Below are 21,872 nucleotides of genomic sequence, written 5' to 3' on the forward strand. Positions count from 1 at the left end.
CTTCTTTTGTGTAAAATTCATTGTGATTACCGGGTGTGCTTCCATCCAACCAATACGCACCATGCACCAAAAAAGAGGTGAACATAGATGGTCCAGGTTAAGGTAACCCAGTTTTGAAGCATAAACAAACCAGATAGTATCGCAATCAGCAAGTAAAAAGCGTATTTAAACCCGTTCCATTTTTTGACTCCCCGTTTAAACGGATTCCCTAGTTCAGTTGGAGCATGTGTAGAAACAATTCGCAGGAACAGCACCAATAACAGCAATCCTAAACCGATGTGGATGTACCTGAATTGTATCCAGGGGAACCAACTCCCTGCTGGAATCAGGAGAAGTAGTCCCGAGAGCAATGCTAGTGCCGATAGTCGAAAAGTAGTTTTTGGCAAAAAGAGTCACCTGCTTCGTATGCGGATATGTAGCCAGAGTTAATTTATCATCGAAACAAAAATAGCGTCAACAACCTTTGTCACTTTGTCGCCTCTTAAATCAGCTCAACAAAAAAACGGAGAGGCCGCTGCCGTCTCCGTTGTGTTTTCTTCATCTTGTGCGGGAAAACCCAATATGGTAAAATAAAAAATGGTATGTACGTTACGTTTTAAAAAGTGCATTATTATCCTAATTTAATTGTAACACAAAGATCAAGGCCATGTCAAACCTTTTATGCAAAGGAGCGATCCCATGAGTTCACTTAACCCAGATTGGCAAAAAGAACAAGGGAGAGTTGATTCTGTTATCAAACAAATCAACAACAGAATTGTTACCCTCCAGAAGGACGTCGGAGAACTGCAAGCAAACATCGTCGAAATCCGCAAAAACTTCTGGGATGACGTGACGGTCAACTTTGAAGATGCCTATGAAGCCATTGAAACGTATGCCAGCATCAAGCAACAGGCTGAAGTGCTTTCAGAGCGAGAACGCGGGCATCGCCATGCCGAAAAACAGTTAAAAACCATGCTTCGCCTCCATCACTCACCTTACTTCGGAAGAATTGACTTCCACGAAAATGGTTTAAAGCAAGAGGAATCTATTTATATCGGGCTCGCTTCCCTCCTTGATCAAAACGAGGAACAATTCCTGATTTATGATTGGCGGGCACCTGTGGCCAGCATGTATTATGATTACTCCCCAGGACCAGCCGAATATGTAACGCCTGGAGGAACGATCACAGGAAACATCGAGTTGAAGCGCCAATATATGATCCGCAATGGCAAAATCCATAGCCTGTTTGATACCGGTGTAACAATTGGTGACGAACTGCTGCAGGAAGTACTAGGAAAACAATCCAGTACGCAAATGAAAAGCATTGTTGCTACCATCCAAAAGGAGCAAAACCGAATTATTCGAAATGAGCGCAGTCGGCTACTGATCGTACAGGGCCCTGCTGGCAGCGGCAAAACTTCTGCTGCCCTGCAAAGAGTCGCCTACCTGCTCTATCGCTACCGAGAAACGTTGCGAGCAGATCAGATCGTTCTTTTTTCTCCGAATCCCATGTTTAACAGCTATGTCTCTACCGTTCTCCCTGAGCTTGGCGAAGAAAACATGCAACAGACGACCTTTCAGGAGTATTTGGAAAGACGAATCGGCGATGCCTTCCAGCTTGACGATCCTTTTTCCCAATTGGAATATGTCCATACTGCTATGCAGGAACCCGATTATTCGACTCGTCTAGAAGGAATCCGTTGGAAAGCAACGATTGATTTCATGAACCTGTTGGATTGTTACATTGATAGCCTTATAGAAAAAGGAATAATATTTCGTGATATCACCTTCCGGGGAAGAACAATTCTGACTGCCGAGCAAATAAATGAGCAGTTCTACTCCCTCGATCCTTCATTACGAATTCCGAATCGAATCTCTCTGTTAGTGAGATGGGCACTAAATCACCTAGATACTTGCGCGAAAACTGAAGTAAAAAAACAATGGGTAGAAGAAGAAGTTCAATTTCTTGATAAGGATGATTTTCGGGAGGTTTACCAGGAGCTTCGCAAGCGAAAACGCTTTGGTGGTGATACTTTTGACGACTTCTCATTGGAACAACAGTTGTTGTCAGCATTGGTAGTGAAGCGGCATTTTGAACCTCTGCGAAACAGCGTCAAACACCTCAAGTTTATTGACCTGCCAGCAATATACAGGCAATTGTTTACCAGGGAAGAGGGCTCCTTCCTGATTCCAGATGGCGCAACGTTCACCCTCCCTTCTACTTGGAAAGACATTTGTAAACAGACCTTGTCTCGCCTGGATCAGTCAGAGCTTGCCTACGAGGATGCCACTCCTTTCTTGTATGTGAAAGAGAGAATCGAGGGCTTCCGCACAAACAATGTCGTTCGTCACGTCTTTATCGATGAAGCGCAAGATTATTCTCCGCTTCAGTTAGCTTTTCTGAAACGACTGTTTCCCAACAGCAAAATGACTGTGCTCGGAGATATCAATCAGGCCATACACGCTCAGGCTGCAGCTGAACTTACCGAATTCACTGCATTATACGAAACGGAACAGACGGAACTAATTATCCTTACCAGAAGCTATCGCTCGACAAAGCCCATCGTCGAATTCACGTCCCGAATCCTTGCAGGAAAATACGAGATTGAGCCTTTTAACCGAGACGGCAAGAAACCGACCGTAACACAAGCTACTGACGCACAGGAACTCGCTGACCGTATCAAAGAACGGATACTCACCCTCCAAAAGGATGGTCACCGTACCATTGCGATCATTGGTAAAACGGCTTTGGAATGCCAGGAAGCTTATCAATCGTTACAAGACAAGATACAGGCTCGCCTGATTCACAAAGAGATGAGTTCCTTTGAGGCAGGCATACTTATCATCCCTTCTTATTTAGCAAAAGGAATGGAATTCGATGCTGTCATCATCTACAACGCTTCAAAAGAACAGTACGGTCAGGAAAGTGATCGGAAACTTCTCTATACGGTCTGTACACGTGCCATGCACGAGCTGCATGTCTATCACCTGGGAGAACGAAGTCCACTTTTGGAGTCACATCCCCAAGAGACGTATATTTCTGAACAGTAGATGATAAATAACCCGCCCGATCGTCTGTACATACGATTCTGGCGGGCTTTTCTTTACTCACGAGGCGAGAACATCTTCATTTTCGATTAACAGGTAAAGCTCTCCGTTGCTTTGATCAACCTCAACAGCATATGTCTTGACACTGCCTTCGTCCGGTTCCTGGACAAGTCCGTTATTCATATCAATTTTCCAATCATGCATAGGACAGAAAACATAATGATCACAGACAATCCCTTCCGACAAGATACCACCTTTATGTGGGCATCGATTCTCAATGGCTCGAATTTCACCAGAGGATAACTTGAATACAGCTATCTCCGTTCTGCCAATCCATATGGTTCTCGCACTTTTCTTTTTGATGTCCCCTACATTACCGACCAGAATTCGTTTCATTTTGATTCACCATCTTTCTTTCTCTATGTCAGGAGATTAGGAGAAGGGAGATGCTCAAAACTTTTCCTCAATTCATTATTTTCCAAAATCTCTTTCCAAGGGTCATTCGTCAAACGCAACACCGTCTCAATACGTTCCATCAATTCCAGTCGAAACGATCTGTTTCCGAGCGCCTTTTTGATCGATTCGATACCGATCCGTTCCACCCATTTAGATGTTCTTTCATTGTAATTTGCGGTTTCTCGATAATATTGCAGGTATGCTCCCGTCCATTCCATTACCTCATCTTCTGTTTTTACTCTCACCAATAGGTCTGCTGCTCTCACTTCAGTTCCACCATTACCACCCACGTAGATTTCCCATCCTCCATCGATCGCTACCACACCCATATCTTTAATCGTTGACTCGGCGCAGTTACGCGGACATCCTGATACGGCTAACTTCAGCTTGGCAGGAGCATTCAAGCGTTCGAATTTTTTCTCAAGATCAATACCCATCTGGATGGAATCCTGGGTACCGAAGCGGCACCAGGTAGAGCCAACGCACGTTTTTACGGTACGCAAAGCTTTTCCGTAAGCATAACCAGAAGGCATATTCAGCTCTTCCCAGACCTTTGGCAAATCTTCCTTTTGAATACCGAACAAATCGATCCGTTGACCACCCGTGAATTTGACCATTTGTACCTGATACTTCACCGCAACATCAGCAATTTTCTTCAACTGTTCGGGAGTGGTCACCCCGCCATACATTCTTGGCACTACTGAATAGGTTCCGTCTTTCTGGATATTGGCGTGATTCCGCTCATTCACCAAGCGTGACTCCCGTTCATCCTCATACTCTTCGGGCCAGACCATACCGAGATAGTAATTGAGCGCCGGACGACATTTCGAGCACCCCTCATGATTGGTCCACTCCAGCACATGCATGACTTCTTTACTCGAAATAAGCTTCATTCGTTGTATCGCTTCAACAATTTCTTCACGGGTATGCGGTGTGCAGCTACATATCCCTTCTTTGCTTGATTTCACACCAGAGGCTCCTAATGTGTGCGTTAGCAACCCCTCAACAATCGGTTTGCACCCTCCACAGCCACCAGAGGCTTTGGTATGGGTCTTCACTTCACTTACACTGGAACATCCTTTTTCAACAATGGCTTGCACAATCATGCCTTTCGTTACACCATTGCACCCGCATACAATCTCATCTTTATCCATGGAGGCTACAAGAGATTCAACAGATTTCCCCTTGTCAGAAGGTACAGCGCCTAACAAAATATCCTTTTCCCTCTTCGTTACATCCTCACCACTTCGTATGAGGGAGAGAATGCTTGAGCTGTCGCTCGTATCACCATACAGCACACTCCCGATCACTTTCCCCTCACGAATAACCACTTTTTTATAGATTCCGTTGCAATCGTCCTGCACTCGGACAGTTCTTGCATCGACTGCGTCATTGAAATGCCCGGCAGAGAACACCTCTACCCCGGACACCTTCAGTTTCGTTGATACCACTGTTCCGTGGTAACCTCCTGTTTCAACATCCGCAAGCCTTTTTGCCAAGACAGCACCCTGCTCATATAAAGGTGCCACCAAACCGTAGGAAATACCACGATGCTCTGCACATTCACCAACTGCGTAAACGTGCGGTACGGATGTCTCCATAAAGTCATTTACGACAATCCCTCGGTTCACATCTATTCCGCTTGCCTTTGCCAACCTGGTATTCGGGAGTATCCCTACCGCCATCACGACGAGGTCTGCGGCAATCGCAGTACCGTCTTTAAATCGCACACCTGTAACACGTTTTCTACCCTCGATCAGCTCCGTATTTTTTTGCAGCAAGAATTTCATGCCCTGTTTTTCAAGTTCTCTCTGGAGCATCAGGGATGCTGTTGGATCAAGCTGCCTCTCCATCAGATAGTTGAAGATATGGACAACCGTCACGTCCATTTGCAGATTTAATAGTCCTCTCGCCGCTTCCAATCCCAGCAACCCACCACCAATCACAACTGCTTTTTTGTACGTTTGGGAGGTCTCCATCATCGACTCACAGTCTAGGATATTGCGAAATGCAATGACACCTTCCTTGTTTGCACCGGGAAGGGGCAGCATAAACGGCAGCGAACCAGTTGCGATGATTAATTCATCGTATTCGGCCGTTATGCCGCTTTCGGTTTTGACTTGCTTTTTTACCGTGTCAATCGAATGCACCGTTTGCCCTGTGTACAGGGTAATTCTGCTCTGCTCATACCACTCCCAGTCGTTCAGAACGATATCCTTCATCGCAGCGTCACCCGCCAGGACCGAGGACAACATGATTCGGTTGTAGTTGGGGTGCGGCTCACTTCCGAAAATCGTAATGTCATACTTCTCAGGAGCAAGCTGCAACAACCTTTCTACACACGAGATCCCCGCCATTCCATTACCGATCAGTATGAGTTTCTTTTTCAACACTCCCACTCCCTATTTGTCAGCAAACCTGACATGTTTATATTTTTCTGATGTGTGACTGCGCTGTTTTTTGTCATTATAATCTCAAAAGTTCAAAAAATGCAATAATTCATGTCAGATTACCTTACACAATTTTTTTTAGAAAAAAAAAGACCATCGGCTACTAATCGAACAAGCTTAGCTGATAGTCTGTATTCTTTTTCTCGTAGCTAGGCATCGCTGTTGAGATGCCTCTTTTCTGACAAGCTCCGTAAAACAGGTCAGCCAGCTTTTTCTGTTGATTAGCTCGGCATTGATACGAATCTCGAAAGCACTGCTCGTATTTCTCACGCATTCCCGGGAAAAGATGGTTCAGCTTCTGATAATAGTACTCTCTCTGCCGATCTCGCAGGGTCATACCAAATGCAGCAATGATATTTTTCACCCCATAAAATGATGCCTTCTCGACGATTTCCAGGATGTTTTCGGGATTATCCTCGATAAATGGAAGGATCGGCATCATGGTAATACTCGTCTCTATTCCAAGTGCAGATAAAACACCTAGAGCCTTAAATCGGTCAGTAGGAGACGGAGCGTATGGTTCAAGCTTTTTTGCGAGTACGTCATCTGCTGTGGTAATCGTAAACGCAACCGAAGCATACACCTTGTTTAGTTCTTCTAATACATCTACATCACGGAGAACGAGGTTGCTCTTTGTTGTAATATGCACAGGAAATCGAAACTGAGCAACAATCTCCAAAGCTTGACGAGTCAACATCAGTTTCTTTTCTGTTAAAGTATAGGGGTCACTCATAGAACCAGTACCTACTGTGCCTCTTTTCCTTTTCGATGCAAGTTCTTTTCTCAGAAGTTCAAGGGCATTGGTTTTGACGGTTATATTATGGAAGTCATCAATACCATAGCATTCGCTCCGAGAATCGCAGTAAATACATTGAATCTCGCATCCACGATAAAGATTCATATTATACTTAACGCCAAACCATGCGGAAGGATGCTTGCTCGTTGAGAGTATGGTTTTTGCTACCATTGGTCTTATCATATTGACCCCACCTTTTCACTTCCTATTACTAGCATTATACATGGAATGATAAACAAACACCCCCTAGTCAGCTTGGGTTTCACCTCGTTTACAGGTGCTCCCGGACGCTTTTCTAAGGGGTGTTTTTTACAGATATACCTTCTATTCAGAAAGTACGATGTGGCAGACTGTCAATTTCGGAATGGTGTAGGTAAAAGTATTATTTGAAATATCAGTAACAGCTTGCCTTTCTGTAATTTCGGAGCTATTTTCATCAAATGCCCACACTCTGGCTGATTGATAATCGGTTCCTCCTGCCAGGTTGAATACGGCATTCATTTCATGATCGTAGTTCTTATTGATGACGATCAAATGCAGGTTGTTGTCACTATCTTTGAACACCGAACCATAGATGGAGCTGTTCTCGATATCGGAGGTTTCTGCTTTTACTCTGGTATCGCCGAACTCGGAGTTGTCGCCATCGTAGTTATTGTAGATTTTAAAGGCAGCAGAAGCGTAGTTTGCCTCTGATGGTTTATTAACCATTTTCCAATAGGATGCGAAATAAACATCCTGTTTTCCGAAGATACCAAGCACATCTGCCGTCGCAATACCGCCTGATACATGACCCTCTCCACCGTAGTTATACTCACTGAATGCGAGCTTCGTTCCTTTATTGTAAGTCTTGACTGATTGCTTAAGCTTCGGAATCAATGGCAGGAATGAACTGTACCATGTACCAATCCAGCTATCTTCCTTGTAGCTTGGGTCCCACAGGGACCTCGGTGCTTGGATGCGAGCTTTGTTAGCCTCGATATTATCATTTGTGTTACTGCTTGTAATTCTTACTCCACCAGCAGAGATTTCTGGATACCAGTGTAGGTCGAGAACATCCAGCAATCTTTTTCCTTCTTTTTCTGACTCTATCCTCATTTGATCGAGGTAGTAATCCAGATACCAATCGTAGTTTCCTTTTACAGAGTCCCAATCAGTAGAACCCTGCATATTGAGGTACTCTGCAAAGCCATACGATACTGGTCCAAACATCTCTGCGTGAGGATCTACATTCTTGACTGCTTTGGCAAGCTCAATTGATTTGTTCAATACCTCGACACTTCCCGGTTTTTCCGGATGCATGAGGGGATGAGTTTCATTCCATAATCCTGGTTCATTGTCGATTGCATAACCTTTGATTCCTGTTGAGGTTGATGCATTACCGAAACGATTTACCAGAAAATTAATAAATTCATCTTGATATACGAAATCATCAGTAACATCTGGCGTTAATGTGAAAGGGGACCCTTTGGTCGGCTTCACCTCTGCCCATCTGGAAGAAGGAGCTTTTTCATTTTCTGATACGGGACCGTTTCTGTCTTTGGCAACATATCCAGCTGTCTGCAAAGTCATCAATGTATAGGCATCCGTTGCCAACGATTTCTCATGAAAAGCAGTGGCGCCAATTCCCGGAATATCGTAATTCTCGTATGAGACATCACCATAGAACCAAGGAATAAAGCCATCACTTGATTGCATCCAGTCAGTTCCCGCATTTGAGGCATTGTTTTCCCAGTTATAGGTAGACATGCGGTTGCCACCGATTCTGCGTGCACCAAAGTTTTCTTCTCCCGTCAAATCTTCATTGCTTCCGTAAATATACGGACTGATTGGGCCACGACCTGCTGAAGTATCTACACCAAAATTCACTGTAAAAGGACCTGTTGGATCAAAAACGGTATTAAGCGTCACGAGTGTGCTCCATGCTCCTAATGTACTGCCATCTTTTGCTCTCACTCGATACGTGTGTTGTGAACCAGTGAGCAAGCCACTGTGAGTATAGGAGGTTTTGGACCCTACATCAACGACAGTACCATCCACTTCAATATCATATCCTGTTACCAATTCACGCAATGCATTCCATGTGATCGTAATAGTTGTATCTGTTTTCTCCGATCTTACGTTAGATGGAGCAGGCAAGTTTTGCTCCCCGGTCGTCTTCAAGGTAAGAGGGGAACTCCAGATACCAACCGCATCTCCTTCACGAGTTCTTACCTTATACGTGTGGTATGTTCCCGGATTGAGCCACTGATTTACATAAGTAGATTTGGTGCCATTCTCAATGACCACGCCATCTGCCTCTACATCGTAGCCAGTTGCTCCTTCTACAGAGTCCCAAGCTACAGTGATTGAGTTATCAGAAGGTGTTGCCGTTATATTGCTTGGGAAAGGAGGGATATCAAAGAGAGTGGGCTCTGTTCCCCAAGTCAGGCTTCCTGCTAGATAGGCAGGGACCTTGCTGCTATCTTCTACGCTGGAAGAGTTATTGAAAGAATAATCGTTGGATTGATCAAAACTGGACCAATCGTTCTTGTTGAACCAAGGATACACACCAACCGTAGACCCTGGCTGCAGGGTTCCCGCTGCATCCGCAAAGCTGATCTCAAGATAATGGTCAGCGTCACTTGCAGGAACAGGCATTTTCACGAATTTGGTGTTTACCTGTTGCTTGGCAACGGTCGTCCAGAAATCAATTGATAACGGTTTTTCTCCATCAATCGTAAAGTAGTATTTCACCTGAATGTCATGCAAGTTAATCGGCTCACTGCTTGTGTTGGTAATTTCAAAGGAAGGACTAGGCATTTGGGTAGATGCATTTGTCCCCGTTTTGATACTCACTTTGAGCTTGTTCGGGCCACTCACAACAGACGCCAACGTTTTGGCTTTGATGGGCTGGCTCCATTCTCCTGTTACCGTTGCATTCTTTGCTCGTACTCGATAAGTGTGCTCTGTTTCTGGCTGAAGACCTGTATGAAGGTATGAGGTGCTTGCCAAATTGTAGATGGTATCGCCATCAAACTCTAAATCGTAGCTCGTTGCCCCAGCAACAAGATCCCATGTAAGATCAATTGATGTTACCTTTGCCTCCGCTTTGAGGTTCGCTGGCGCTGGTAAAGTAGTCGGATCAGGATTTTGTTGATTCGTAGCAACCGTAAGTATTGGACTCCATTCACTGGTTACGCTCGCATTCTTTGCTTTCACTCGATAACTGTGTTGTGATCCTGGGGTCAGGTTCTCGTGCACATAAGACGTAGTAGGCAGGTCTGCAACTACGAGCCCATCTACCTCAAGATCAAATGACATTGCATCATTGACAGAATCCCATGACAAAGTGATAGAATTCTCCGTTGTTACACCTTTAAGATTTTGTGGATAAGGAAGGGTTGGTGCGGGCTGTGTATCCTCACCAGGCTCTTCTCCCCAATTCAAATCGCCATTTACATAGGCTGTCATTTTGTCCCAATCCACGGACTCTGTTGAGGAATCATTAAATGAATAATCGTTGGATTGTGTAAAAGAAGACCAGTCGTTTTTGTTGAACCAACTAACGATGTCAACTGATTTCCCAGGCTCAAGATCTCCTGCACCGCTGGTAAAACCAATCTCCAGATAATAGTCTGCTTTGTCTCCCGGTGTGTTCATTCTTTTGAAGCTGGTAACGAGATTTTCTTTGCCCACCGATGCCCAGCAGTCAAAGGACATTGGCTTGTCCCCATCAACGGTGAAGTAATATCTTAGTTTTACATCATTTAAATTTACTAAAGATGTGCCTGTGTTCATCACTTTGATTTGTGGGCTTAGCTGCTGTGTCGATTCGCCTCTCGAAACGTTGTACATTTGTACTTTGAGTTGGGGTGGACCATCTTTGGAGACAAGTGTTTTACCTACGATTACTTGACTCCATTCCCCAGTAACGTTTTCGTTTTTGGCTCTTACCTTATAATAATGTTCCGAGTCAGGCTGAAGCCCTTCATGCACATACGCCGTATCAGTAACATCACTTACTACATTGCCGTCTACCTCGATGTCATATGCGGTAGCATCGCTTACAGCATTCCACGACAAGGAAATAGAATTCTCTGTAGGTACCACTTTCACATTTTCAGGTAAAGGGAACGTTGGCGGTTGCTCCGTATCTGATTCTGGTGCAGTTCCCCAGACAAGCTCCCCATCTATTGTTGCTGTCACTTTGTCCCAATCTTCATAACTGGAAGACTCATCGTTAAACGAATAGTCGTTTGTTTGTGTGAAATTAGACCAGTCGCTTTTATAGAGCCAACTGGAGATGGTTACTTTTTTCCCCGGTTCCAAAAGACCCGCTTCATTGGTAAAACCGATTTCCAGATAAGTATCTGCACCTTCAACAGACTCTTCCATTTTGATGAAGTCCGCAGTCAGATTTCCTTTACCAATAGAGGTCCAGCAATCAAATGAGAGCTTCTTGTCACCATCAGCAGTGAAATAATACCTCACTTTTACTTCCTCTAGATTTTGTGGTGAATCCCCCGTATTTACGATTTCAAATTGAGGGCTTGGCATTTGCGTTTTTGCTTCCCGCGAAGCATTGTACATTTGTACGGTGATACCTGCTTGCTCATTTGCCATAACAATAGCTGGCGATCCAAGCATTCCAAAACTGTTAAGAATCAACAGACATGCCGTTACCATAGCTAGTATCCGGCTTCCATTCTTTCTTACACTTTCAAACATAGGTTGTCTCTCTCCTTTCAACAAGCAATCACTTCCTATCCGAGATGTTTTGATAGGAACGTTTCCTATATTGCCAGAACCAATAGCGGAAATAATGTAGTCCACACCACCAAATTGAATTTATTGGAGCAAAATGAGTCATTCGGACTAGTGGTCCAAGCCATAGAAATAAAAAACCCCCTTCTGATCTCTATGAATGAAAGATCGAGCAGGGGGATCATCTCTATTTACTTTTCGATGATAGTCTGGACACGGCCAACTTGACCGTCTTGCAATCGCACCTTGATTCCGTGTGGATGATTCGGTGAGTTGGTGAGGATATCCTTAACAATTCCTCTGGTTGTTTTGCCTGTTCGTTGATCTTGTTTCAAAACAATGTCTACTTCAAGACCAGCATAGATATTTTGGCGAATCTGTCCGCTTTTTACCATAGTTCTAAATGTATCTCCTGTCTATTAGACCTGATTTGATTATCGTGATCTGTTACTTCTAGCAGCCGCTCTCGAGCTTCTCGAATTCTCGGCACCTCTTCCTTTTGGTGCCTGACCTGCTTTTGTACCTTTACCTCTGTTTGCCTGACCAGAACCACCCGATCTTGTTGGTTTGCCAGGTTTCGAGAAATTACGATCCCGACCTTTTTGTGGTGGCCTCTTTGCCTTCAACTCTCTGTTTCTCTCTTCCGCTTCGGCGTTATTGACCCGGGGGATCTCAAACGGAAGCCTTTCGATTGTATGGTTAATGCCTTTCTCGATTATATCCAGAAACATTCGATCCTTGGATGCTGCTAGCGTAATAGCCAATCCAGTCCCGCCAGCCCGTCCAGTCCGACCAATTCGATGAATATAGCTTTCCACATCATGAGGAATGTCGTAGTTGAACACATGGGTAACCCCTTCTACGTCCAGCCCTCTTGCCACAACGTCCGTTGCAACCAGAAATTGCAGCTTTGCTTCCCGGAACCGCTTCATCACCTGTTCCCGTTTGGCTTGTGATAAATCCCCATGCAGCTCTTCTGAATTATAACCATATGCAAGCAACGCTTCGTTCAATGTACTTGCTCTCCGTTTGGTACGACAAAAAATGATAGCAAGAAAGGGATTGTACTGATCGATTAAACTGCGAAGTGTAGCCTGCTTCGCCCGATCGGTTGTTTCTACCACCAGTTGTTTTATATCAGTTACTGTAATACGCGTTCCTTTGACCTGGATATCTTCGGGATTCCGTAAAAATCGTTTGGCCAGGGACCGGATTTGCTCTGGCATCGTCGCAGAAAACAGCATGGTCTGCCTGTCAGGAGACGTGTTGCCAAGAATGTCTTCCACTTCTGGCAGGAAACCCATATGTAACATTTGATCGGCTTCATCAAGCACAAGCATCGAAACATGAGAAAGCTCGATTGTCCCACGGCGCAGATGGTCTAGTAATCTTCCCGGGGTAGCAATGACGATTTGCTTGTTTCGTTTCAGCTTTTTCATTTGCTGTTCAACATCTTGCCCCCCATAGATGGCAAGAACATTGACACCCTCCATCCGGGAAATCAGTTTCTTCACTTCGGTCGTAATTTGCAGGGCTAACTCCCGAGTCGGGGTAACAATCAAGGCTTGAACTTCTGAAGAGGCTGGGTCTATTTTTTCCAAAATCGGAAGGAGAAAAGCGAACGTCTTGCCTGTTCCTGTTTGTGCCTGGGCGACAATATCTCTGCCCTCAAGCAGTACGGGAATGGCCTTTTCCTGAATGGGCGTAGGCGCATTTATTCCCTCAGCCTTCAGTGCATGAATAAATCCCTTACGAATACCTAATGTTGAGAAATCTGGCAAGCAAGCCACCTCATCTGACTAGTTTATTTGGTGCAAACAGCAACTCCGATAAAGTACCGAACACCGTCTCTTGGTTTCTCGAAGGTTACTCCCCGTTGATAGTAGATGTCTACATCTGTGAAATGAAATTGGGAAACCAGTTCCTGAAATTCGTCTGGTGTAAGTTGATGAACATGGAACGGTTCACTTGTGGGCATTCCTCGACCTCTGCCAAATGGGGTAGACAATACAAGGACACCACCTGGCTTCAGCATTCGATAGAGATTATCCATGAAAATTTGGTCATTCTCCACGTGCTCAATCGTCTCAAAGCTGAGAATCGTATCAAACAAGCCGAGCTTCTCAGGAAGCTGTGGGTCGATTGCATCTCCCAACATGTACGTTACTTTCTGATGGTTGTATTCTACGTTGGCGTAGGCTAACGTCTCCTGATCGTTGTCCACACCTACGATTTCCTTTACTTCCCGCTTCCGCTCCTTGGCAACCATATGACATCCGTAGCCTGTCCCACAAGCAATATCCAATACTCTTCCCTGTATGTAAGGAGTGGCAAAGTAATACCGGGCTATATGTTCCAACAACATGCCATTGGTTGGTTTCAACTGTTTGGGGATAATCCTTTCACCAGTCCATTCGAGCAAACCGATCCCCCCCTTTTTCGTTATTCTTCAACACATCTTACACTATTTATTTCAGCAAAGGAACGCAACTCCATCGGCTCAAAAAACTATTGACGAATATTATTTTCGTGATATATAATTTAAATTTTGTTATTTCTAATTATATATGTTATACTTAATGGGGTAATTGAACAAGGGGGTGGACCTATGTTTGCAATTGGAGACAAGATTTTTTATCCCGTCCATGGCGCAGGCGTAATAGAAGCAATCGAAGAGAGAGAAATCCTTGGAGAAAAGCATCAATATTATGTTTTGAACATGCTGCTGAGAGAATTACAAATTATGGTCCCTATCAAAAACATATCAAACTTGGGAATTCGAAAGGTTGTCGAATCAGATATTCTCGATGATGTGATGACAATCTTTGATGACCAAGACCCGGAAATCATGGCAAATACGATGCAAAGACAGCGAATCAATGCGGATAAAATCAAAAGTGGTAACATATTTGATTTTGCAGAAGTCATTCGTGATTTATCATCGATCGAGCGAAAACGGGTATTGGGCTCCGCAGATAAAACCATGCTGGACAATGCTCTGCAAATGATGATAAGCGAGCTGATGCTTGTGAAAAATCTTTCAACCGAACAGGCGTCTACCTTGTTAAACAAAGCAATCAGATGTCAGTAACAAGCAAAGAGGAACCTTCGCTAGTACAAGCGGGTTCCTCTTTTTTCATTCAGGGCAGGGTTATCTGCTTTCCACTTCTACAGAAACAACTCGATTCACTGCTTTCAGCGATGTATAAATATCGGTTGTATATATCTTTTCCGGTGCCATGATCAGCATCTCTATCTTTTGTTCGTCACTGTCTACATCCTTTACCTTGACCCGCTTGATATCCATATCCAAATGTTTGATTTGCTTGAATACCTCGTTCAAATCCTCACTGCCATGCACGACCATCTTGATAGACAGATCTCTCTTGCGCAATGTTTCTGGGCCGATCCACTTAAGTACATGAGGGAAAATATTGACGGACGCTATGATCAGCACAGTTGCTGTAGCCGCTTCAACATAAAATCCTGCACCAACGGCAATCCCCAAGCCCGACGCCGCCCAAACCATGGATGCGGTTGTCAACCCAGAAATGACATCGTTGCTTCTCCGCAAAATGACACCTGCACCGAGAAAACCGACACCACTAACAATTTGTGCTGCAAGCCGCATCGGGTCCATATTCGTTTGTCCTGGTACAGAATAATGGTGCACTGATTCAATCGAGACGATCGTAATCAGGCAGCTCGCTACAGAAATAACCATACTAGTTTTAACACCTAATGGTTTGCTCTTCAATTGACGATCGATCCCGATCAGAAGGCCAAGTAACAAGGCTACTCCAAGCTTTATAAGTAAAATGATATAGTCCATTGTTGCGGCACCTCCCTATTCTTCATTATAATCAGTCCTTCCTCCGAGTATGTACATACCGGCCTCAGGAAAGGGCTTTCAATAGAAAAACCCTTCGCTTACGAAGGGTTTTTCGGACTTATTTTTGACTCTCCTGTTTCGCCTTGAACTCCAGACGGCGGCGGTGCAGGATGGGTTCGGTATAGCCATTTGGCTGGTCGTACCCTTTGAAAACCAGTTCGCAAGCAGCCTGAAACGCAACCGAGTCATCGTAGTTATCTGCCATCGGTCGATAAACCGGGTCTCCCGCATTTTGTTCATCAACCACCTTTGCCATCCGTTGCATCGTTTCCGTAATTTGATCTTCCGTACAAACTCCATGATGCAGCCAGTTCGCCATGTGTTGACTGGAAATACGCAGGGTAGCACGGTCTTCCATCAGCCCAACATTGTTGATATCTGGTACTTTGGAGCAACCGATTCCCTGCTCAACCCAGCGGACTACGTACCCTAAAATTCCTTGTGCATTGTTATCCAGCTCCTGCTGAATTTCTTCCGCACTCCATACAGGAGCTTTGGCAACTGGAATTTCCAGTATCTCATCCCGGAAGTCTTTCGGCGTTTTCGCCAGCTCATTTTGAATTTCTTTTACGTCGATCTGGTGATAATGAAGGGCGTGCAACGTAGCTGCCGTTGGGGAAGGAACCCAAGCGGTATTTCCCCCTGCCTTCAAATGACCTACTTTTTGGATGACCATCTCTTTCATCAGGTCTGGCATGGCCCACATACCTTTGCCAATTTGAGCCCGACCTTGGAACCCGCACAGCAATCCGGCGTTCACATTGGATTTTTCATAGGATTGAAGCCATGTCGAAGATTTCATTTCACTCTTGCGGATCATTGGGCCTGCTTCCATGGAGGTATGCATCTCATCCCCGGTTCGATCCAGGAATCCCGTATTGATAAAGACAATGCGATCTTTTACCTGACGAATGCACGCCTTCAGGTTCAGGGATGTGCGGCGTTCCTCATCCATCACCCCAATTTTCAGTGTGTTGCGTTCTAACCCGAGCATATCCTCAACACGATCAAACAGTTCATTGGCGAAAGCCACTTCCTCTGATCCGTGCATTTTCGGTTTAACGATGTATACTGAGCCTTTCGGAGAATTTTGATAGAGGCCGTTTTTCAAAAGATCATGCTTTGCAATCAGACTCGTGAAAACCGTATCCAGAATGCCCTCTGGAACTTCTTGTCCGTCCTGATCCAAAACGGCATTGATTGTCATCAAATGTCCGACGTTGCGAACAAATAATAACGAACGACCTGGCAAGCTGAACTCATCACCAGTCAGGGCGGTATATGTACGATCTGGATTGAGGGTACGCTCTATGGTTTTGTTGCCTTTCGGGAAGGTAGCAGACAAATTCCCTTTCATCAGGCCGAGCCAGTTGCTGTATACCAGCACTTTATCCTCTGCATCCACTGCAGCAACCGAGTCCTCACAATCCATGATGGTTGTAATGGCAGCCTCCATCAGCAGGTCTTTAACACCCGCTGGATCCGTTTGCCCAATCGGATGATTGCGATCGATCTGGATTTCAAAGTGCAATCCGTTATTTTTCAACAGCACAACCGTAGGATTTTCCGGCTGCCCCCGATAGCCCGCCAACTGGGAATGATCTTGCAGTTCACATGTATCTCCGTTTGCAAAAGAAACTGACAGATTTCCATTTACAATTGCGTACTGGACGGCATCCCGGTGAGAGTTTTGGGTTAGTGGGGCTGCCTGGTCAAGAAAATCTTTAGCAAATGCAATTACCTTTTCACCACGAACGGGATTGTAAGCAGTTTGCCGCTCTGCTCCTTCCTCTTCCCCGATCACATCGGTTCCATACAAAGCATCGTACAAACTTCCCCACCTTGCGTTTGCCGCATTGATCGCATAACGGGCATTGTTCACGGGAACAACTAGCTGCGGTCCTGCTTGCAATGTAATCTCATCATCTGTCCCTTGAGTGGCAATCTGGAGATCCTCTACATCTGGCTCCAGATAGCCTAGCTCATGCAAAAATGATTTGTACGATTCAAAATCGAAGTTGCCCGAATTGGCTTTATGCCAATCATTGACGGCAGCTTGCATCTCGTCTCGCTTGGCTAGGAGTGCCTTGTTTTTTGGTGCCAATTCGTGAAGCAGTGAACCTAAATCTGACCAAAACTTCTCCCCGTTCACTTCACTTCCGGGAAGGACTTCAGACTGAATAAACTGATAGAGTTCAGAAGCTACTTGAATACTGCCTACCTTTACATAATCCCCCATTGCACGGTCTCTCCCTCTCCTATGTGTATTTTTATTGGTTTATCTGCATTGTAATACATCTTCCCCTTTTTACCAATCTATAAAAATCAGAATTTTATGACCATACCTCTTGATTGTATGCCATATCCCAGAACAGGTATTCATATTTGGTTGTCGTCACAAATATTTCTTCCAGCCTCGCTAATTCTCTCTCTGGCTTTCCATCCGCTAATCCATCTAGCAACTCAATGCACCAGTTGGCAAGCTCCCCGAATTCCTGAGAACTGTACATTCGGATCCACTCCCCATACAGCTCATGATTGCTTGCACCTGGTATACGGGATAACTCTTTCCCGATTTCCCAATAGCTCCACATGCACGGAAGCAGTGCAGCAACCAAATCAGCCAGCGAGCCATTCTGTGCAGCATGCAGCATGTAGTGAGTATAGGCTAACGTAATCGGCGAAGGCTCGGCAGACTCCAATTCATCAGTTGAAATACCAAATTGAGCAGCATATTTACGGTGGAGCGACATTTCCTCATGCAATGTTGAATGAAGCAAAGCTGCGAATTTCTCCATTGTTCTTATATCGTTAGCCTTAACAGCGCCTAAAGCAAATAACTTCGCATATTCAATCAGGTACAAATAATCCTGGATCATGTAAAAACGGAATTTTTCCTGATCCAACGTTCCATTTCCCATTTCCACAACAAATGGGTGTGAATGATTTTTACGCCAGATTGGTTGTAATTTTTCATATAAGTGTTGTGAGAACGTAACCATGCGAACCTCTCCTTGTTTTTGAAATTTGTCTATAGTTTATTTGAACATACATACTTGGACAATGGTCTAGTATGCCGCTATTATCCATGGCAATATATTTAGGTATACTGGTTCTATTAGTCATTCTACTGGGGGTCTTCTACTTCAATGAAAAATATTTTCTCTATTTATAAAACGGACATCCAAAAAATCGTTACTAATTGGGTAGCTGCTATCGTGATCCTCGGGCTTGTATTCCTGCCTTCTCTCTATGCCTGGTTCAATATCGAGGCTTCATGGGATCCCTATGGTCAGACAAGTGGCATTACCGTAGCTGTATCCAATAATGATAAAGGTGCAGTCGTTCGTGGCAAAGCCTTCAATATCGGAAACGAGATCATTACCTCTCTGAAAGAAAACCAAAAAATTGGCTGGGTCTTTGTTGATGAAAATCAGGCACTCAAAGGCGTTCAGCATGGAGATTATTATGCCAGCATTACCATTCCCGCCGACTTTTCCGAAAGAATGTCGACGGTTCTGACCGATAATCCGCAAAAAGCCGAAATCATTTATACCGTTAATGAAAAAATTAATGCCATCTCACCAAAGATTACGGCCAAAGGTGCTAGCGGAATCATTGATGAGGTTAGTCGTAATTTTGTTAAGACTGCAAACGGCGCTATTTTTCGGGTATTCAATGAAATCGGTGTTGAACTTGAGAGTGAACTGCCCACAATCGAGCGCCTTATTCAGCTCGTATTCAAGCTGGAAAGCCTGTTCCCTCTCATCAATAGTACGGTTTCAACTGGACTGGATGACATTCATAAAGCAAACCAGATTGTCCAGAAAGCACAACATACACTTCCTGTCATTTCCCAATTAGCCAAGGATAGTACTGATTTTACCGTCCGAATGGGTCAATTTCTCGATCAGAGTTCTGCAACGCTCGAGACAATTGCCCCACAAATCAAACAGGATTTGCTTCTTCTCCAGCAGATTGCGATTGCTACCAATCAGATAACCGGTATTTTGCAAGATGCAGAACTAGACCCAAAAGTCGTAACATCCTCCCTAGAGAGGATCTCGATACATCTGACTAGAGCCATTTCACTTACAGAACGAATGATCCTGGTAACGGATCGTTTGCATAGCCTCAGCGGCCTACAACATCCATCTATTTTGAGTCCCAAGCTGCATCAACTGGGCGATAAGCTGGAGCAACAGTTAGCGACTGTCACCAAAGTACAAGATGCCATCAACAAAGGGGAAAAACCGGCAGCTCAACTGATTGACGACCTGCAACAACTGTCTCAAAACGTTGCTGATTCGATTGACGATATCTTGCTGCGCTATGACAGTGCCATTCAACCGCAAATCCTGCAAGCCATCGATAAGGCCAAAAAAGCAAACCAGCGCATTCATACCATCTTGGTTGAAGCAAATGACAGTCTTCCGAATGTACAGACGATCCTAAACAAGGCTTCCAATGGATTGGCTATTGGCGATAAAGAGCTATCAACGATTCAGGAAAACCTCCCAGCAACAGAAGCCAAGGTCAAGGACCTAGCCAATCGCATTCGTAAATTACAGCAGGAAGGAAATCTGAACGAACTCATTGATTTATTGAAGAACAACGCTCAGAAAGAAAGTGAATTCTTTGCAGAACCAGTCGTATTGAAGGAAAACAAGCTCTTCCCTATCCCGAATTACGGTTCTGCCATGTCGCCGTTCTTCACGACCTTGTCCCTCTGGGTAGGCGCATTGTTGCTGGTTTCCTTGCTTAGTGTAGAAGTCCATCATAGCGACAAGGAATACAGGAGTTATGAAGTCTACTTTGGGCGTTATCTTACCTTCCTCACCCTGGCTCTCCTGCAATCGATAATGGTCACAGCAGGTGATATCTACATTTTGGGTGCGTATGTTGTTGATAAGGTGTGGTTTGTCCTATTTGGTCTGATCCTCAGTTCCGTATTCATGCTGATTGTCTATACATTGGTTTCTGTTTTTGGGAACGTCGGCAAAGCGATGGCAATCGTCATGCTTGTTTTGCAACTTGCAGGCTCCGGTGGTACGTTTCCGATTCAGGTTACACCTCCATTTTTCCAGGCAATCCATCCTTACCTTCCGTTTACCTATGCCATCAGTATGATGCGTGAGGCTGTCGGGGGAATTTTATGGGATATTGTCCAAGTGGACTTGATCATGATGGGCCTATTCGTCAGTATCACGCTTGTGATCGGATTAGCATTAAAGAATGTGATTAATCAAACAAGCGCTCCCTTTGTCAAAAAAGCAAAGGAAAGCAAGCTGATTCATTAAAGAAAGACAGATGAAAACCGCTTCCTTTGAAGAAAGAAGCGGTTTTTGTGTTCAGGCAAACAATGCAGGATGCACATTTTTAATGCAAAACATCATCGAAAAGCTGAATGGAAATACTTCATTAATGGCAAGCTATTATGGAAAAAAATGATACAGTATTAAAATTTTTTCAAAAGAAGGTGCTCTGATCATGACCACACAATTTCGAAATCCCCTTGCTAAGATCAGCACATTCGGAATTACTCAATTTCAACAACAAAATCCGTATATGGTTGCTTGGTGGTCAGCCATATTTCCGGGATTTGGACATTATTTACTCAACCAATATGTAAGGGCAACCTTGCTAACCTTATCTGAAGTGATTACGAATACCCTGGCTCATATCAATGAAGCAATGATCTATTCGTTTTGCGGCAAATTTGAGCTTGCCAAATCCGTCCTCGAGCCGCGATGGGCATTTGGCTACCTTACTGTTTATTTGATTGCGATTTGGGACAGTTACCGCTCCACCATTTATCAAAACAAACTATGTCACCTCGCCTTTCTGGAAAATAGCCCGCTTCCGAGCATAGGATTATTTCCAAATGAAGTTCAATATCTCGAGAAAAAGAGGCCATTTGTTGCAGTGATTTATTCGTTCTTCTTTCCTGGATTGGGGCAATTCTACAATCACCGGTTTGGTCTTGCTTTTTACGCTATGTTTTGGTGGTGGATCTACCTGTCCTTATCCCATTTTCATGATGCTTTATTGACGTTAGCCCTCGGAAATATCCAAACATCGAGTGCACTTATCCATCCACACTGGTTTTTATTTATGCCATCTGTAATGGGTGGCTCCATGTATCAAGCTTATATTACGGCAATTGAGCATAATCGGCTTTATCGAGCGGAACAGCGTCAGCATCTGACCAATCGGTATCGTCACACAAAGCTTACAATCTTCTCATAAGCAGGGGCTTTCCAATGATCATGATAGGAATCTTTGAACAATCCATTGAGTTAGAACAGGCGTTAGCTGTTTTAGAAAAAGACTTTGTTTCCAGAAATCAGATCATGCTGGTCTTTCTGGACAATAAACCAATGTCCCCTTTTGATGAGTTTAAGAATTTGCGGGACGTTGTATCCAACTCTTTTGAGGTGGGGATGGCTTGTGCCACTGGATGTGCTGTTATCGGCGCTTGTGTTGGGTTTATTCTGACCTGGGGACC

The 21,872-nt window shown here is 44.4% G+C and carries 15 protein-coding genes and 1 pseudogene; 5 read left to right on the forward strand and 11 right to left on the reverse strand.

The genetic code is table 11. The annotated features are described in order from the left end of the window. Window positions 1-26 precede the first annotated feature (26 nt). The gene (locus ACPW7N_RS09915; RefSeq protein WP_425650903.1) at window positions 27-386 is read right to left on the reverse strand and encodes a hypothetical protein; all 360 of its coding nucleotides are present in this window, start codon (window positions 384-386) and stop codon (window positions 27-29) included. Between the two features lie 292 nt (window positions 387-678). On the opposite strand from ACPW7N_RS09915, the gene helD reads away from it, so the two are divergent. Then, entirely contained in the window at window positions 679-3,030 is a 2,352-nt protein-coding gene (gene helD / locus ACPW7N_RS09920; protein WP_425650904.1) for an RNA polymerase recycling motor HelD, read from the forward strand. Between the two features lie 57 nt (window positions 3,031-3,087). Here the strand turns inward: helD and nirD are convergent, their stop codons facing one another. The 7 genes from nirD to ACPW7N_RS09955 form a co-directional block, all read right to left on the reverse strand. Then, the gene (gene nirD, locus ACPW7N_RS09925; protein WP_425650905.1) at window positions 3,088-3,423 is read right to left on the reverse strand and encodes a nitrite reductase small subunit NirD; all 336 of its coding nucleotides are present in this window, start codon (window positions 3,421-3,423) and stop codon (window positions 3,088-3,090) included. A gap of 23 nt (window positions 3,424-3,446) precedes the next feature. Continuing rightward, window positions 3,447-5,873 (reverse strand): nitrite reductase large subunit NirB, encoded by a 2,427-nt coding sequence (gene nirB / locus ACPW7N_RS09930; RefSeq protein WP_425650906.1) that lies wholly within the window; start codon window positions 5,871-5,873, stop codon window positions 3,447-3,449. Between the two features lie 163 nt (window positions 5,874-6,036). Next, entirely contained in the window at window positions 6,037-6,912 is an 876-nt protein-coding gene (locus ACPW7N_RS09935) for an SPL family radical SAM protein (protein WP_425650907.1), read from the reverse strand. A 141-nt stretch (window positions 6,913-7,053) separates the two neighbouring features. After that, entirely contained in the window at window positions 7,054-11,436 is a 4,383-nt protein-coding gene (locus ACPW7N_RS09940; protein ID WP_425650908.1) for a glycoside hydrolase family 44 protein, read from the reverse strand. Between the two features lie 227 nt (window positions 11,437-11,663). Beyond that, window positions 11,664-11,867 carry a YwbE family protein gene (locus tag ACPW7N_RS09945; RefSeq protein ID WP_425650909.1) on the reverse strand — a complete coding sequence of 68 codons (204 nt, stop codon included), beginning with the start codon at window positions 11,865-11,867 and terminating at the stop codon, window positions 11,664-11,666. Window positions 11,868-11,906: 39 nt separating this feature from the next. After that, the gene (locus ACPW7N_RS09950; RefSeq protein WP_482758850.1) at window positions 11,907-13,253 is read right to left on the reverse strand and encodes a DEAD/DEAH box helicase; all 1,347 of its coding nucleotides are present in this window, start codon (window positions 13,251-13,253) and stop codon (window positions 11,907-11,909) included. Window positions 13,254-13,276: 23 nt separating this feature from the next. Next, a complete protein-coding gene (locus ACPW7N_RS09955) occupies window positions 13,277-13,894 on the reverse strand; it encodes a class I SAM-dependent methyltransferase (RefSeq protein ID WP_425650911.1) in 618 nt (205 codons plus the stop codon). 186 nt (window positions 13,895-14,080) lie between these two features. Here ACPW7N_RS09955 and ACPW7N_RS09960 point away from each other — a divergent pair, with 186 nt between their 5' ends. Next, on the forward strand, window positions 14,081-14,563 hold the full coding sequence (locus ACPW7N_RS09960) for a CarD family transcriptional regulator (protein WP_425650912.1): 483 nt from the start codon (window positions 14,081-14,083) through the stop codon (window positions 14,561-14,563). Between the two features lie 60 nt (window positions 14,564-14,623). Here the strand turns inward: ACPW7N_RS09960 and ACPW7N_RS09965 are convergent, their stop codons facing one another. From ACPW7N_RS09965 to tenA, 3 genes are all read right to left on the reverse strand, one after another. Further along, window positions 14,624-15,304: an MgtC/SapB family protein gene (locus tag ACPW7N_RS09965; RefSeq protein ID WP_425650913.1), complete on the reverse strand. Its 681-nt coding sequence runs from the start codon at window positions 15,302-15,304 to the stop codon at window positions 14,624-14,626. 118 nt (window positions 15,305-15,422) lie between these two features. Continuing rightward, entirely contained in the window at window positions 15,423-17,603 is a 2,181-nt protein-coding gene (locus ACPW7N_RS09970; protein ID WP_425650914.1) for a malate synthase G, read from the reverse strand. Between the two features lie 94 nt (window positions 17,604-17,697). Beyond that, the gene (tenA, locus tag ACPW7N_RS09975; RefSeq protein WP_425650915.1) at window positions 17,698-18,366 is read right to left on the reverse strand and encodes a thiaminase II; all 669 of its coding nucleotides are present in this window, start codon (window positions 18,364-18,366) and stop codon (window positions 17,698-17,700) included. 147 nt (window positions 18,367-18,513) lie between these two features. Here tenA and ACPW7N_RS09980 point away from each other — a divergent pair, with 147 nt between their 5' ends. The 3 genes and pseudogenes from ACPW7N_RS09980 to ACPW7N_RS09990 form a co-directional block, all read left to right on the forward strand. Continuing rightward, window positions 18,514-20,664, forward strand: a complete 2,151-nt coding sequence (locus tag ACPW7N_RS09980) for a YhgE/Pip family protein (RefSeq protein ID WP_425650916.1) — start codon at window positions 18,514-18,516, stop codon at window positions 20,662-20,664. A gap of 190 nt (window positions 20,665-20,854) precedes the next feature. After that, entirely contained in the window at window positions 20,855-21,613 is a 759-nt protein-coding gene (locus tag ACPW7N_RS09985; RefSeq protein ID WP_425650917.1) for a hypothetical protein, read from the forward strand. Window positions 21,614-21,627: 14 nt separating this feature from the next. Further along, a pseudogene (locus ACPW7N_RS09990) lies at window positions 21,628-21,872 on the forward strand (hypothetical protein); the annotation flags it as partial.

Source organism: Brevibacillus nigriterrae, from assembly GCF_049846925.1.
Taxonomy (GTDB): domain Bacteria; phylum Bacillota; class Bacilli; order Brevibacillales; family Brevibacillaceae; genus Brevibacillus_H.

Coding starts and splice junctions, on each gene's coding strand:
- helD (WP_425650904.1), top strand. CDS start 679: ATGAGTTCACTTAACCCAGATTGGCAAAAAGAACAAGGGAGAGTTGAT.
- nirD (WP_425650905.1), bottom strand. CDS start 3,423: ATGAAACGAATTCTGGTCGGTAATGTAGGGGACATCAAAAAGAAAAGT.
- ACPW7N_RS09935 (WP_425650907.1), bottom strand. CDS start 6,912: ATGATAAGACCAATGGTAGCAAAAACCATACTCTCAACGAGCAAGCAT.
- ACPW7N_RS09940 (WP_425650908.1), bottom strand. CDS start 11,436: ATGTTTGAAAGTGTAAGAAAGAATGGAAGCCGGATACTAGCTATGGTA.
- ACPW7N_RS09945 (WP_425650909.1), bottom strand. CDS start 11,867: ATGGTAAAAAGCGGACAGATTCGCCAAAATATCTATGCTGGTCTTGAA.
- ACPW7N_RS09960 (WP_425650912.1), top strand. CDS start 14,081: ATGTTTGCAATTGGAGACAAGATTTTTTATCCCGTCCATGGCGCAGGC.
- ACPW7N_RS09965 (WP_425650913.1), bottom strand. CDS start 15,304: ATGGACTATATCATTTTACTTATAAAGCTTGGAGTAGCCTTGTTACTT.
- ACPW7N_RS09970 (WP_425650914.1), bottom strand. CDS start 17,603: ATGGGGGATTATGTAAAGGTAGGCAGTATTCAAGTAGCTTCTGAACTC.
- tenA (WP_425650915.1), bottom strand. CDS start 18,366: ATGGTTACGTTCTCACAACACTTATATGAAAAATTACAACCAATCTGG.
- ACPW7N_RS09980 (WP_425650916.1), top strand. CDS start 18,514: ATGAAAAATATTTTCTCTATTTATAAAACGGACATCCAAAAAATCGTT.
- ACPW7N_RS09985 (WP_425650917.1), top strand. CDS start 20,855: ATGACCACACAATTTCGAAATCCCCTTGCTAAGATCAGCACATTCGGA.